15 protein-coding genes are annotated in these 13,759 nt (G+C 42.9%); 11 read left to right on the top strand and 4 right to left on the bottom strand.

What is annotated here, in order from left to right; all coding sequences use genetic code 11:
* Positions 1 to 84: 84 nt before the first annotated feature.
* From ACTWJ7_RS36595 to ACTWJ7_RS36580, 4 genes are all read left to right on the top strand, one after another.
* On the top strand, positions 85 to 819 hold the full coding sequence (locus ACTWJ7_RS36595; RefSeq protein WP_443146780.1) for a hypothetical protein: 735 nt from the start codon (positions 85 to 87) through the stop codon (positions 817 to 819).
* A 1,117-nt stretch (positions 820 to 1,936) separates the two neighbouring features.
* Positions 1,937 to 2,536, top strand: coding sequence for a hypothetical protein (locus ACTWJ7_RS36590; protein WP_443146779.1), 600 nt, complete (start codon positions 1,937 to 1,939; stop codon positions 2,534 to 2,536).
* Between the two features lie 324 nt (positions 2,537 to 2,860).
* Positions 2,861 to 3,004, top strand: coding sequence for a hypothetical protein (locus ACTWJ7_RS36585; protein WP_443146778.1), 144 nt, complete (start codon positions 2,861 to 2,863; stop codon positions 3,002 to 3,004).
* A gap of 731 nt (positions 3,005 to 3,735) precedes the next feature.
* Positions 3,736 to 4,632, top strand: coding sequence for a type IV toxin-antitoxin system AbiEi family antitoxin domain-containing protein (locus tag ACTWJ7_RS36580; protein ID WP_024631228.1), 897 nt, complete (start codon positions 3,736 to 3,738; stop codon positions 4,630 to 4,632).
* A 23-nt stretch (positions 4,633 to 4,655) separates the two neighbouring features.
* Here ACTWJ7_RS36580 and ACTWJ7_RS36575 read toward each other — a convergent pair whose 3' ends face one another.
* On the bottom strand, positions 4,656 to 5,573 hold the full coding sequence (locus ACTWJ7_RS36575) for a nucleotidyl transferase AbiEii/AbiGii toxin family protein (RefSeq protein ID WP_161634251.1): 918 nt from the start codon (positions 5,571 to 5,573) through the stop codon (positions 4,656 to 4,658).
* 291 nt (positions 5,574 to 5,864) lie between these two features.
* Between ACTWJ7_RS36575 and ACTWJ7_RS36570 the strand changes: the two genes are divergently transcribed.
* Positions 5,865 to 6,503 (top strand): recombinase family protein, encoded by a 639-nt coding sequence (locus tag ACTWJ7_RS36570; protein WP_024631226.1) that lies wholly within the window; start codon positions 5,865 to 5,867, stop codon positions 6,501 to 6,503.
* Positions 6,504 to 6,756: 253 nt separating this feature from the next.
* Here the strand turns inward: ACTWJ7_RS36570 and ACTWJ7_RS36565 are convergent, their stop codons facing one another.
* Complete coding sequence (locus ACTWJ7_RS36565) at positions 6,757 to 7,017, bottom strand: PBECR3 domain-containing polyvalent protein (protein ID WP_443146777.1); 261 nt, start codon at positions 7,015 to 7,017, stop codon at positions 6,757 to 6,759.
* Positions 7,018 to 7,706: 689 nt separating this feature from the next.
* Between ACTWJ7_RS36565 and ACTWJ7_RS36560 the strand changes: the two genes are divergently transcribed.
* Positions 7,707 to 7,976 (top strand): hypothetical protein, encoded by a 270-nt coding sequence (locus tag ACTWJ7_RS36560; protein WP_024631225.1) that lies wholly within the window; start codon positions 7,707 to 7,709, stop codon positions 7,974 to 7,976.
* 52 nt (positions 7,977 to 8,028) lie between these two features.
* Here ACTWJ7_RS36560 and ACTWJ7_RS36555 read toward each other — a convergent pair whose 3' ends face one another.
* The gene (locus ACTWJ7_RS36555) at positions 8,029 to 8,247 is read right to left on the bottom strand and encodes a hypothetical protein (RefSeq protein WP_143812719.1); all 219 of its coding nucleotides are present in this window, start codon (positions 8,245 to 8,247) and stop codon (positions 8,029 to 8,031) included.
* A 319-nt stretch (positions 8,248 to 8,566) separates the two neighbouring features.
* On the opposite strand from ACTWJ7_RS36555, the gene ACTWJ7_RS36550 reads away from it, so the two are divergent.
* Both ACTWJ7_RS36550 and ACTWJ7_RS36545 read left to right on the top strand, forming a co-directional pair.
* Positions 8,567 to 9,277, top strand: coding sequence for a phage integrase N-terminal domain-containing protein (locus ACTWJ7_RS36550; RefSeq protein ID WP_443146776.1), 711 nt, complete (start codon positions 8,567 to 8,569; stop codon positions 9,275 to 9,277).
* Positions 9,238 to 9,486 (top strand): hypothetical protein, encoded by a 249-nt coding sequence (locus ACTWJ7_RS36545; protein ID WP_443146775.1) that lies wholly within the window; start codon positions 9,238 to 9,240, stop codon positions 9,484 to 9,486. Before ACTWJ7_RS36550 ends, ACTWJ7_RS36545 begins: the two co-directional genes overlap by 40 nt.
* A 14-nt stretch (positions 9,487 to 9,500) precedes the next feature.
* On the opposite strand, the gene ACTWJ7_RS36540 is transcribed toward ACTWJ7_RS36545, so the two are convergent.
* Complete coding sequence (locus tag ACTWJ7_RS36540; protein WP_173405230.1) at positions 9,501 to 9,668, bottom strand: hypothetical protein; 168 nt, start codon at positions 9,666 to 9,668, stop codon at positions 9,501 to 9,503.
* A gap of 119 nt (positions 9,669 to 9,787) precedes the next feature.
* On the opposite strand from ACTWJ7_RS36540, the gene ACTWJ7_RS36535 reads away from it, so the two are divergent.
* From ACTWJ7_RS36535 to ACTWJ7_RS36525, 3 genes are all read left to right on the top strand, one after another.
* The gene (locus ACTWJ7_RS36535) at positions 9,788 to 10,252 is read left to right on the top strand and encodes a type II toxin-antitoxin system HicB family antitoxin (RefSeq protein WP_024631234.1); all 465 of its coding nucleotides are present in this window, start codon (positions 9,788 to 9,790) and stop codon (positions 10,250 to 10,252) included.
* Positions 10,253 to 10,266: 14 nt separating this feature from the next.
* A complete protein-coding gene (locus tag ACTWJ7_RS36530) occupies positions 10,267 to 11,208 on the top strand; it encodes a copper amine oxidase N-terminal domain-containing protein (RefSeq protein ID WP_024631233.1) in 942 nt (313 codons plus the stop codon).
* Positions 11,209 to 11,223: 15 nt separating this feature from the next.
* On the top strand, positions 11,224 to 13,759 hold a 2,536-nt coding region (locus ACTWJ7_RS36525; RefSeq protein ID WP_443146774.1), incomplete at its 3' end, for a DUF5704 domain-containing protein.

Below are 13,759 nucleotides of genomic sequence, written 5' to 3'. Positions count from 1 at the left end.
GAAAAGGTAGCGATTTAGTCAAAACCTTACCTATACCTATTCAGCCTGAAGGACGGGATCCGGATCACGCCGACCTTCTCTTACGTGAGTAAGGAAGGCGGCACACCGGTTCCGGTGGATCTGTACTATAAGACCAATGAGCAGCCGTTCGTCCGGATCGGTTCTCCGGAAGACAAAGTGGAACGGTACGTGATCCTGCAGGAACGACTCCGGAACGTGAGCCTGGGCGATATGAAGAACTCCGGATACTGGAAGTACGATCAGCACTTAACGGCAGCTGAGAAGCTGGGTGTCGATCGGGAACAGTTCATGCGAAATTACGTACTTAAGTTCACCAAGCTCAAAACGCCTGTCGGTGGGTACGATCTGCTGATCCTTCCGGAACAGCTCAAGACCTTGATCGGGCCGAAGGAGATCCCGACGAACGCGTCTGTGACTACGGAACGTGCGAATGCATCGGTACAGCAATGGTTTGGTGAATACAGTATCCCAGCCGATGTGTATACGGTGGCCAAAGGAACGAACCTGGCCGAGTATGGCCGTGTGAATGGTGGCCTGACTGACAAATCATCGATTTTCCTGCGAGACGGGTACATTGTCGTCAACTTCGACATTGAGTCGATCCAGAACGGTAACCTGCAGGAGCCGCACTTGCAGTACATTCATGCGCCGCTGATGAATCAATGGAGAATGGAAGGGTATCGGCCAAACATCCTGGATTCGTATCTAAATGTTTATCATGTCAAGGATGGAGACGTAGTCTTCTACAATGCAGATAAGTCCAGTAGAGACGATTTCAGCGCCCAGGCGCCGCATTAAGGCAAAACAAAAGGGAACCGGCAGTATGCCGGTTCCCTAAATTTTTCAAAACGCCTATCTATCAATCTAGCAGTTATGGTATAGTAGTGAAAAATAATTACAAGCCACCGTTTCAAGCGGCTAAACCGGACGGGAATCCGGAGTAGCTGTCTCAACCGATCGCCATCGGATAGAAACAGGACACTTAACAACAATGACTTGAATTACGGACATTGTATCATGCTTGGCCTTAGGTGGGCAACATGAGAATAGTCGTGATCTCAATATAATTTTGGAAAAGTAGCCTTGATCTCCGTTCGCGGGAGGATCAAGGCTTTTTTGGTTTCTTGGATCCATCGTAACTGGCTTATACCGGTGCGTGATCATACATAAAAAACGCATATCTGAGCTGTAAGCTTTCGAACTTTTTTGAAAAAAGAAGGTCGAAGGCCTGATTTCTTATTGCCAAAAATCAATATTGGGCGCTCAATGCCACCCAAAACGACGTTAAAAGCTTATGGGGTAAGTCGTCCCCATCCCCTCGAAGAGAGCAGCAGGAAAACGTACTGCAGGCGTGTCTGAGGGTGACAAGTGCCGTTAGATGGTGAGACAGCGTATATTACGTAGATGCCCCTGCATCTTTCCTAGATGGGGAGTTGTGACTCCAACGACCCCAAGACCCGTCCGTGTGGGCTATTGCCCAGGCTGGCCGTCAAAGTTAGTACAGACTATACGCGATAAAGCACGACCTAGGCGCGTTTGATGACGGTTTTACAGTACCTTGTAAAGGGGGCTGTGCCCAGATGCACCATTGGGCACGGAATGCAGGGGTGGGCGTGGGGAGATATGTTTTACATTCCGTTCTCACGTAGTGAGGACGAGCTCGCATTAGCGAGGTTTCCTTTCATCAGTTTCACGCTAAATACGTATAAAGGGGCTCGTTAAGCGACGATTCAGGTTGTTCACGCAGCCGTGCATCGAACCGAGGCTTGTGGTAAACGTGATTTTCGTTTTCCACACGGCGAGGTGAGATGTACGGAACGGAGCGAAGCGACGCGGCACTTAGATAGCACGAAATAACTAGATACAACAAGGGATTTTGCGGATTTTCGCGAATTTAAATAGCGAGGTGATAACAGTGGACGTAAAACCCTTAAATTTTGTTTATAGCACGGTTCAGCTGGCTACAACGTTGAAAATTGGTCGCTCTACGGTCAATAAGTATGCGAGAAGTCTAGAAAGTGCTGGCTACGTATTTATGAAGGACGAAAAAGAGCATCGAGCCTTTACAGATCACGATATTATTGCATTTAAAGCGCTTATTGATCTTCTAACTCGCGGAGCTGAGTACGATAGCGCAGTAGAAGCTACGGTATCAAGCTATTCGCGTACTAACAATAGCGATTCTGTAGCACTAGTCGCTACGTCAGATAGCAAGCCAGAGATCGCTATGCTTAACGCTAAGGTAGATGATTTGATATCAGCGGTGGCCATGCTTTCAGGGAAAATTGATCAGATTGTGGATGAGCGAGTCCGAATAGAGGTTGCGGCGGCGTCGGAAGGGATTAACACGCAGGTAACCCAGGTGTTGGACGAGATCCGGAAAGCCCAGGATCGGACAGATCAGAAACTCGATGATATTGCCTCCAGAGTAGAAACACATGGAAAACGGAAAAAATTCCTGGACTGTTTTAGGCTAAAGATATCAGAGGCGTCAAAATGCACACGGGCTAATTGAATAGCTAGTGTGCATTTGATATGAAGAGGTTTTTTATTTACTTCTGCCGCAGGACTTGACGTCATTTTAGGCTATGTTTTTAAGGAAATAATAGAATTGCGAAACAAAAAACACGCAACTCCGCTACTAAATTTGGTCAAAAATTTTTTTTGATAAATCTTCAAATCTTCCAGTCCTTTTCCTTTGCGGAATCCCGGCCTAATTGGTATACTCGGAATTACGTTCTATTGACGTTCTATTGTTTTAGGCTGTTTACAACATGCAATATATTGAGTTACATTGGTTACAAGTAAGTCGCGCCCCTCTTGGAAGGGAGGGGATAAATTGGAGAATACGATCATTCTGATTGCTGCTATTCTGGCACTGATAACAGCCTGTGTAGATTTTGCAGGTGTCTACCTGGAAAGCAAAAATCAAGACAAGCCTTTACGGGTGAGATTTTTTTCTTTAAAGAAGAAAAAACATTAACAACAGTCGGCTAACTGTGTTGATGTTTTCTCATCCATTTAACTTAAGTTTCTTCATCCATAAAATCATACTCAAGAGTGATGCGGCTTACTGGGCCACGGTTTTGTGAGAACCGTGGTTCTTTTTTTTGACTATAGTCAAAAAGTTAAATTAAGTATAGCACTTACTAAAACCAAAAAAAACACCCAATTTATGTAGCGCTTTTAATTGAAGATAATTGTAAAAATAATAGAAATCGTTTTAATTCCTTTGCACCCTCAATATTTTGTGATTTTTTTAGCTCAATAATCCGCATTTTTTTCTTCAAAATAAAAACTAAATTTCCGTGATAAAGTTGTGGCGTCAGAAGGACTTAACACACAAGAAACTCAGGTATTTGACAAGATCCGGAAAGCTCAGGAGCGGATGAATCAGAAGCTTGATGAAATCTCTCCCAGAGTTGAAAAGCATATTGTTTACTGAATCCAGTAAACAATATGCTTTTTTTGATTTTCTAGATTCTTTCTTCAAGACTTCTATGAAACTAGAGCATACGATAACCCTGTTTTATTAGGCTGGAGTCCCTGTTTGACAATTTTAAAAAAAGGGGTTAAGATGGGTGTATACACCCCATCAGTGCATCGTGTTTTTTTAAAAAAAACCTCGGTCCTGTTGACTTTTTTTATTTTTTGCAGTACAATCAGGTGTATACACCTGATTGTATTCGAAAGATTTGAAAAAAAGGAGCTTTTATGGGGCGTTTAAATCGATATCAAATTATGGAGTTATACCAAGAAGATATTATTTCAGCGCTTAAACGACTTGGCAAAAAAGTACTTAATTTTGCGGAGATAAACGGTATCCTCTTTACTCATGAGAGAGAATGGAGACTACCTAAAACTACCACTCCTGGAGAGTTTCTTTTCTTTCTTGTGGTTAAGAAAAGAATCCTAAAAGAAATTGAGATAGCTGAGACTACTCGCTACATCTTTAGAAACCAAAAAGTATCTCCTACTGAACTTGCTCTATCCCTTTATCCTAGAGTTTATCTGAGCCACTATTCAGCAGTTTATTTTCATGATTTAACTAATGAGAATGTTAAATCAATTTATATTAATAAAGAACAATCTCCAAAAAGGTTTACGAGTAATACACCTGCTGGAGAGTTAGCACAAAAGAATATTGATGCTGCTTTCTCTAAACCAATGAGAAAAACAAACAATTTCTTTGAGTATGAGGGCCAACGAATTTATTTAATAAATGGACGTAATACAAATAATCTAGGTGTCAAAGTAATAGATGAGGTAACTGTTACTGACGTGGAACGAACATTGATTGATATTGCTGTTCGTCCAGATTATTGTGGTGGGGTGTATGAAGTATTAAGTGTTTATGAACGTGCTAAGGGCAAGATTTCCGCAAATAAAATGAGGATGTATCTTAAAAATTTAAATTACACCTACCCTTATCACCAGACAATTGGATTTTATATGGACTGTGCAGGTTTTAGTGATACCGCTTTGAAAATTATGAAATCTTTCCCAATGACTAACGATTTTTATTTAACATATAACGTTTCTGAACTAGAATATTCCGAACGTTGGCGTCTTTACTATCCCAAAAACTTTACTAACTTAAAAAACCTTTGAGCACAAAGTGCCCAAAGGTTTTTTTATCTGGCTTCTTCAAGAGAGAGAAGATCATGCTGTTTTATAATTGCTAGTACATAGTCAAAATAAAAATCAAAACCTCGATAGTTTTCTTTTACCTGGATAGTCTCTCTAAGTTTAGGCTCATCTCGTCTATGAAACTCTCGGGTTTCTGACATGTTTGAAAGAAAGCTAATGGGAACGCGCTTAGCCTTGAAACATTCTTCAAGATGAGTCAACGTTTCAGGGTCTTCAAAGTTTACTTCGACTGCAGGGCTTTCTAAAATTGTGTAAATATCATAAAAATCCCTTGGTCTAGGCTTAGATCCTACCTCCTTACCTATCCGGGTCCAGTAATCATCCATTTGTTGACAGATTGCACGCAATTTCTCTAGGACTATCAATGTAGGTGTATAAATAGGCACTAAATATCCTTCGAATCCTTCAATGTTATCAATCATCTTTGTACTTCCTGTATATTCGAATCTTCCGAGGTCAATAGTGATATTCTTTTTGGTACCCGTCACAGCGATCGCCTTATTAGATAACCAGTTCAAGTTATCCTTATGTGCTTCGTACTTTTCTGGTTCAATAATCTTAAAATTCACCTCATAACCAGCCCAAAAATCTTGATTTTCAGCCATTTGTTGTTTAGGCTTGGCTTTTATCTTAACCTCAAAAACTTGGTAGCCGTATTCAATAAATGTTCTTGTAAGAACGTCTTCGAGTTTTTGCCTGACTTGCTCTAGATCAGTTAAACCAATGTCTTCAAAATCTTGAGACATGGAGAAATCGAGATCCATAGATGCACGTGAGCTGAAACCATATCCAATATCTAAAGCGTTGCCGCCTTTTAAGACCAGGGTTTCCAGGAGATCATCATCTGAAAATAAAGCAATAAGAGTGATGGTTCTAAGTTTCTTTGTATCTTCGCTGCTCAAGATCAAAAATGGACACCTCGTTTTTTGTATTGTCACACTTCTCATATAATCTCATAAAGGTTATCCGTTTGGAATAGATAGCCAAATATATAAGGATATTTTTTAATTTCGACGATTCGCCTCTAAAGGTGCCTTTTCTGCGAAATGATGTATTCGCCGCGTCCGTAAAGGTACAGGTTTACAAACTACAAAATGAACATGATAAATTCGTCTTTAAAGGTGGTATAATCCAATTAGCAAACGTTTGTAATTGGATTATAATCTTTATAAACAACATTTCGGAGGTTTTTTATGCGGATTCAATTTAGAGAGTATGGATATGCTCGAGTTTCAACTAAGGATCAGAATGAGGATCGCCAGATTGCTGCTCTACGTGAGCAGGGAATTGAAGAAGCCTACATCTTCGTTGATAAGGCTAGTGGAAAGAACTTTGATCGCCCTGAATATCAACTTTTAAAGCGTGTGCTGAGAGAAGGGGATACCCTGTTTGTAAAGTCTATTAATCGGTTTGGCCGCAACAAACAGGAAATATTGAAAGAGTGGCAATGGCTGATCGATGCAAAAGTTCATGTTGTCGTGATCGACATTCCGATCCTGGATACACGTAAGTATGAAGAATTGGAAGGGATCGGCCAACTCATTATGGATCTCGTGCTTCAGATATTGAGTTGGCTTGCTGAAGAAGAACGAAGAGGCATTAAACAGGCACAGGCTGAAGGCATTGCTGAAGCAAAGAAGAATGGAAAGCACTTAGGAAGACCACAAATTAACTTGAATACACTCAATTCAGAACAAAGGAGTACCCTGGATGCCGAGTATCCCAAGTGGAAGAAAAGGGATCTCTCCGCTGTAGAATTCATGAAAAAGCTTGATATGAAGAAGAACACTTTTTACAAGATTATAAAGGCGTATGAGGGACTAGAAAAATAAAACTGCATGCAAAAAGGACCCCATAAAGGGGTCCTTGGTTTTAGGATCATATTGCAGGGCGGCGTATCCTGATCTCTGGTAACTTGCCTTTCGACAAGCGCGTGGGGAACCTTTCCCACCTCTAATGATCCTTAACTTATAGTATTATGCGAAAATTGAAATTGTATAACAGGTAAGTTATATACGTAGTTCAGACACTTATTAGTTTACACTTTGGTAAACGATTTGTCCAGAACTCTGAACGATTATTTAATTAGTTATAAGGGACTAATCGTCCACTCTTGAGCCTTTTTTGGACTTTATAGGCTCCATTGTCAAGTTCAAAGAAGGTAGATAAGAATATGTACCCTGATGGGTCTAACTTGATTGCTAAAAGCAAATGAGGCCCAATGACCTTGACTAACTCTACACTATTTTCCTCTTTGGGATTCTGTCCAACATAGTCCGGATGTGCAATCATGCTAGGGATTAAGTGACCATATTGTTCAATAATACCTGGATGATTTCGTTGCACGTGCTTTATAGCACCGGGTACATTTGTACGAGATCCGAAGGGAGATCCACTCCAGTAAGGCTTTTAATTTTGACGATATCAAGTTTGCCGACAACCTGGATATCGTGTGAATTTAGATTAAGAGAGTATGATTGCACATCTGCATTCCTTTCGTTGTCTGATGTAATAGAATTAAAGGTTATTTCCATATTTCAACCGCCTTTATAGTAAATTCTGTGTGTACATCAGTATAGTCATAATAGGCGGAATTATTTACTCGAATTTGTCGAACTATACATAAGTTTAAGTTTAAGTGTTGAATTAAGGCAACTGATAGATTCTTGATAAACATTTGAGCTATGTATATAATGAGTGACATTACGGAATACTAATTACTTTTCTTTGCGGACTTGATCGGCAAAGAGGGACGTGGAAGTTCAGGACTTCCAAAAATAATAGCTTTGGACTCATGAAGTCTTTGGTCAAACATTGGGATTATAGGCACCTTTTTTTATTTTCTTTGCCCTAGTATGGGTAAATGAGTGAGGTAATAAATAGTTTTGTAACGGAAGCCGGTTAGAGTTGGCATTTTAGTTTGTGCTGCTCATAATGAGGTTTTTTTTGTTGCGCTTAGGAGCTGATACGACAGGCATTTTGCCTGATGTATCAGCTTTTTTATATAGAAATGAAACTAATGGAGGCGAAATGAAATGGATTCAATGGAGTTAGTAAAAGAAATCAGAATGCAGTTACATGAGATGAAGAAGGAGATTGAAGAAATGAGGAAGATGCGATCAGAGCTCCAGGAAGATTCAGAGAACTTTAAACGCTATTCTATTTTGCTGGAAGGAATGGTTCGAAGGGAAAGTGAGATGAAGTTGATCGTTTCATCTCATGTTAAGAAGAACATTAGAAAAACGATCCAGGAACATCGGGAAGGGCAAGTGAATAATTGTCCTGTTCTTAAGTTGGTGAAGTAAGGAAGTGCCGGCATTTGTGCCGGCTTTGTAGATTGAAGATTATAGCGCAAGGTCAGTAATTCTTAACCCCAAAGTTGCTTGCAACTGCTGGACTGACTGCAAAAGTTAAGAACGGAATCACGTTTCGCCGGACGTGGTTTTTGTACTCAATCGGCACGAAGGTGATTCGATCCGGAGGATCGGCCGCGGAGCGGCAAGCTGTATGCTGGATCGCCGGGAGTCGATGCGAAGCATCGCCCTGAAAGGGAATGACTCCACTAAAATTACTCATAGTACGAACTACATATGTAGCATACGAACGAGCGTAGCAAGAATGCTGGGGCGCTTTCTCTCTGCCATCTGCTTTGAAAGATGGCAGAGAGAAAGCGCCTGGGCAATCTGTATACTCGCTTAGAGCCACAAGGGTTTAAGTCGTTTTACGCATCCTCGCGTAGCGAGAATGCGACGAGAACGGGACACTTGTGCACCTGGGTGAAGTCTGTCTGCAGGAGAAAAGATGCTGACGCGCATTCGCGCGTGAACCTGTTCAGACGCTCAGGATTTTTAATCCTTCGGTCTTCACAGGTCTGAAGGAAAGGGAGGGGTTAGAGGTGGGCAAGTCAACGGTTGAAGTACAGATCGAGAAGATTTTCAAACACACCAGACAAGGTAGCTACGCGACCAGGGATCGGTATAAGGACAGTTGTTTAATGTTCGCGAGATTCTGTCTGGATCGCTTTAAGATGCAGAATATCCGGAATATTCATGATAAGCACATTGCGGCTTTTATTCAGGAGCGTTTGAGCCAAGTGGAGCCTAGGACGATTAAGGGTGATCTTTCAGCTTTACGATACATGCATGATCAGATCCAGCGACCAAGGTATGAGTTGTCTGATAATGCCAAACTGCAGGAGGATTACGGGTTAACGATCGGGACCACACACCAGGTCAATGGGGATCGTGCCTGGACAACATCGGAGTATGACGGCATGATGCAGATCGCAAAGGATCTTGGTAACAGCAATGTGGCCGATTGTATGCAACTGAGTCGGACAATGGGTCTTAGAATCACCGAAGCAGCAGCCGTAAGTCGTGCTCAGGCCGAATATGCGCTTCGTACAGGCATTTATCAGGTCAAAGGGGAAGCAAAGAACGGGAAACACCGTGAAGTGCCTCTAAGCGCCGCTGGAAGGCTTGTACTGGAACGTCGGATGTCTGTAACGAGCCGGGAGAACGGTTGTTTATCCGTCCGGGTGAGAAGACGCATCAGGTTGTTAACCGGATGCAGAAGTTTATGGTGCATCATCGGGATAAGGTACTGACGGAAACCGGGATGCAGCAGCGGACGGATCGGAGGGACGGGAGTGCGAGGAGCCTGACGTTCCACGGCTTGAGATACGGGTATATACAGGATCGTATGGAGCAAGAGATCGCAAAAGGCTACAGCCGTGACAATGCGGCATTAATCGTAAGCCGTGAGGTTGGCCATGAACGAATTGATGTAATTCGGATTTACGAAGGAAAAAGCTAAGTCCCTGAGAAGACTTAGCTTTTGGAAGATTCGTATTTTTCGATGATGTACTTCATGCCTTCTTCGAGGAGATCGTTAACGTTCACCTTTTGATTACCTTCCAGCGAAAGCTGAAGGGCGAGCATTTGAATCTGACCGTACAAAGTAGCATCAAGCGTTGTATTTATGGACTTTCGAGCCATGTTAAATTCACCTCGTTCACCAGTATAACAGAAAATTGTTTGACAAAGTTATATAGTCGATCATATCATATAGCTATAAATACGTATAGCTGACTATATAAAAAATGGAGGTTAATGCTATGAAATTAACAGTATTGGTTGAGCAAAATTACGGACAACACGATTTTACAGGGTACGTACCGGAGCTGCGCTTGAGCGCGACCGGTGATACAGAGGAAGAGATGATGTCTAACCTGAAGGATCTCGTTGAGCTTCAGGTCACATCCACTGTGCCATCGATGTACCGTTGTGATGTGCAAACCATCACGTTTGATAAGGAGGTGAACCATCAAACAGACCTGACCTTACTAGGGAAGCAAACGTGCGGTCTACTCGTTAAAGAAATTGAGCTCTTAATGCGACAGTTCAACGAGTCGATAAAGAACTTGAATGTTGTAGACACTGGAAATTTTGTAAGTGTGTACTTTGTACTGGCAGAACAAGGTTTTGTCTATCAGTACGATAAAAGAAAAGGTACATACGATGAATCATTTATGTCCTTAACGGAAATGCAGCATTTTAAAAATTTAGGCTTACTAGACTAAGAGGAGTGGGGAACATGAAAAAGGTATTACTGAGCATTATGGCAGGGGTTTTAGCGTTTGGGATTACAGGAGCTGCGGTTTCAGCAGCTCCTGCGAAACAAGTGGAGGTTTTACTGAATACGGTGAAAATGAAGTTTCCGGATGCGAAGCCATTCCAAGATGGCCAAGGTAGTGTGATGGTTCCGATCCGGTTCGTGTCAGAAGCCTTGGGCGCAAAGGTGACGTACTCCAAGGTTGGCAAAGTGTCCAAGGTTGGGATCGTCAGCAAAGACCATAAGGTGGACATGACGATTGGCCAAACGACAGCCCTGGTCAATGGCCAGAAGAAAGACTATGGTACGCAAATTATCCTGAAGCAGAACAGGACATTCGTTCCGTTGCGTCTGGTCAGTGAGGGACTTGGTCAGAAGGTAGAATGGGACAAAATTGGCCGCTGGGTTTGGATCGGTAACAAAGATTTCCGGAATACGGATGATAAGCAGTTTAAACTTACAAAGCTTAGTGATTTCAAAGCATATACAGCTAAAAGTGAACTTGATTTCAAAAATATGAAGGGAGAGAAGTATTCGGGCGTTAAGATTATCAAAGAAAGTGATCTTCCTATCCAGTTGGGGAACGGACAAGTGATTTATGACATTAACATGACCAAAAACGAAATAATTGGGAACGTTGTTCAGATTCGAAGTAGTCAAAGAGGAAACTCTATTACCTTTTTAGTTAAAGATAGTTACGGCAGAGGACGTGGAGTTGTCGATACACTCTTTAGTAATAACGAAGACAAAACAGGGATGAACTATTATCCGCTTATTAGCACGTCTGACAAGTTTCAGGGAGGAAAGTATCTTGAAAACTATGAGGGATGGAAAAGTTTTAAAGTCAATCAAGCTGACTATATCCTTTTGAGAGATGGCGAGCTAGATAATTACGCTGTGGCTATCGTCAATCCATTCAAGTAAGGGGCTATGATCTGAATGAAAAGGACTATTAGCTCTATACTTAGTGTGGTACTCCTATTGTCTTCGATACTCGTTTTGTTTACGTACGATTCTGGGAAGGCCGAAGCAGCCGTTTATGACGTAGGTGCAAGTCGATTGGAACGTGACAAAAATAATCCGAATCTTTACTACTTCGTTGGAATGGTATACTACGAGGTTTGGAAGAACAGCGCTGGTCAATGGACGGATAAAGGACATAAGCCAGGGGATACGGTTAGTGTTGTAGACGGTGGAACTTACCAGTTTACATTTGCTTCTGGTCGAAAGGTTAAAAACATCACAGTTAAGCCTTTTGATTTTAATTGGACGTTGGCTAAGGATGTATTCGAAACATCTCGTGGTGGGGATCTTGACGAATACCCACAGCAGTATTATCAAGATGCTACTTCCAGAGAGAACTATGACAATTATGGTAATACAGCGGTTTTGGGCAAAGGAACAAATTCTGCTCGTAAGGAAGTAATCGTTCGAAATGGTGTATTGCGTCCAATTTATAAAGAAATAAATAGAAGATATGAAGAAGAAACGAAGAACAATAAGGTTTTTGCACCAAACGTTGAAGGTTATCGCTACTTTTTTCCGACTCTGTTCACGATCGAGCTTGAGCCGGAAGAAGGCAAGGCCACTATTCAGCACTGGACAACAACTGGCCAACGGCTGAATGGTATTGAACATTTCCGAGACCGGGAAGAAAAGTTAGAAAAGAACCAGCCGTACAGCTTCACGCATACAGAACCCGGAGAAAATTATACGTATGAGGGCTTTAAGAAAAGTACGGTTTCAGCACCTTCGGGTGGATCGCCAAGCCAGGGAGATCCCGGAGGATTCACATATAACGGTACTTTTCCCGTGTACTACTTGAATTTTTACTACAAACCTAAAAACGAAGATCGGCCTAATGTCTGTACTAGGCCAGAAAAGCAAACTGGAAGCGCAATAGAAGCTAAATACATGGACCCGGTAGTTACAGGTATGATCAATGCCGATACACGCGGAAATGAGCTTTTCGACGTCTTGAAAGGCATTCCAACATCAGAGAGCCTATATGGAAATGTGTTTAGCCGGGATTATTTGTTCCAGAACCGCTTCGTACAGATGACGGGCACGTGCACGTACACGGTCAAAGTGGAACAAACATGGACATTGAACTGGTCCGAGCCTGTTCCTGGGACAGATGCTGAAGGAAATCCAACAACGAATTATATTGACCGTACAGATACCGAAGTCGTACCAAGCGAATACACAGTGGTTCGGCCATATGCATACTGGACGATAGATGAACTGAGCGTGTACAACATCCGCCAGGCAACGCTGGAACAATATGCTTTCAGTGGTGAACAAATCACGATTTATCCGTCTGGATATGAACCACCAGAGTTCCAAGCCGAAAACATCGGGAATTTCTACCCTGCACAGGAGCCAGGCATCCAACAGGGACCGTCACGAAGTAAAAATGGTGGTTCCAGCAGACCTTCTCCGGATCGGGAAAATTTGCAGGACGTCGCTGAGGTCGCTGTGCCTGACGTACAGGTCGCAAACGACTCGCTGGTGTTTAAGGGTCAGACCATCATGAACAGCCAGCGTACGGCCAAGACAGGGCCGCAGCCGGGGCAAATTCCTGCACCGGTTCAGATCGACAAGGACGTGCTTTATAGCCCTAATAATTACATCCCTTCAGATAAGGTCAACAAAAAGAATGCGACCAGTAAAGGCACCATTGAATATGTGATGACCGCTGGCAGCATCAACACCGAAGAGGAAGAATTGGAGTACGAGATCCACGGCATAAATACGGTGACCGTGCATACGCCGGTGGTAAACTATTCGGCCGTCTCAGACGATCAGCAGCATAACCAGAAAACCAAGCCGGATATGAGCCGATCAGCGTTGATCCTGGATCGGCCGTTCACGGTTCGGATACCAACGTCAGGTCAACACCTGGACGTGGCGCAGTATCCGGGATACGGCAACCGGGATTACGCCAAGTATTTCCGGACCAAACAAGTTCGTTTCCCGTTCGATGTTTACACCGAAGGCAGAGGACGGTTGATTCCCAAAGATACCTGGATTGACGTATCAGTGGACCAACTGGACACGACATTTGATTTGCCGGTATGGGTTGATGAAGGTAATTACCAGGTGTATTTCCGGAATATCGCGGAAAACGCACCTATAGGGTACGAATACCAGCAGGATGCGAACTTGGATTTGGTTAATCATGCGGCGGTGGACCAGGTTTCAGTCCAGGTCATTGGCCGTCTGTATGATTTCCATATCACCGACATCGTGGACTATAACTGGGAACGTGTCTTCCGGACTTATGCCGGCAGCCGCGATCCGAGTGGCGCAAGCTACTGGGTTGGCCAAGCAGACATTGATGGCAATCCTCGAGACATTGGCAGCAAGCTGACGTTGCCGATCCGTCCAGGGAGTAACTACCTAACGGGGATGCAGAACGTGGCCGTAAAGCAAGGCTATCACTTCAAGTTTGATTTCAAAACGAAGGGCAACA

It is taken from the genome of Paenibacillus sp. 1A_MP2 (assembly GCF_052244825.1).
GTDB classification, from domain to species: Bacteria; Bacillota; Bacilli; order Paenibacillales; family Paenibacillaceae; genus Paenibacillus; species Paenibacillus vandeheii.
Note: the sequence above shows the minus strand (reverse complement) of the source record. Positions and strands in the feature narration are given on the sequence as shown.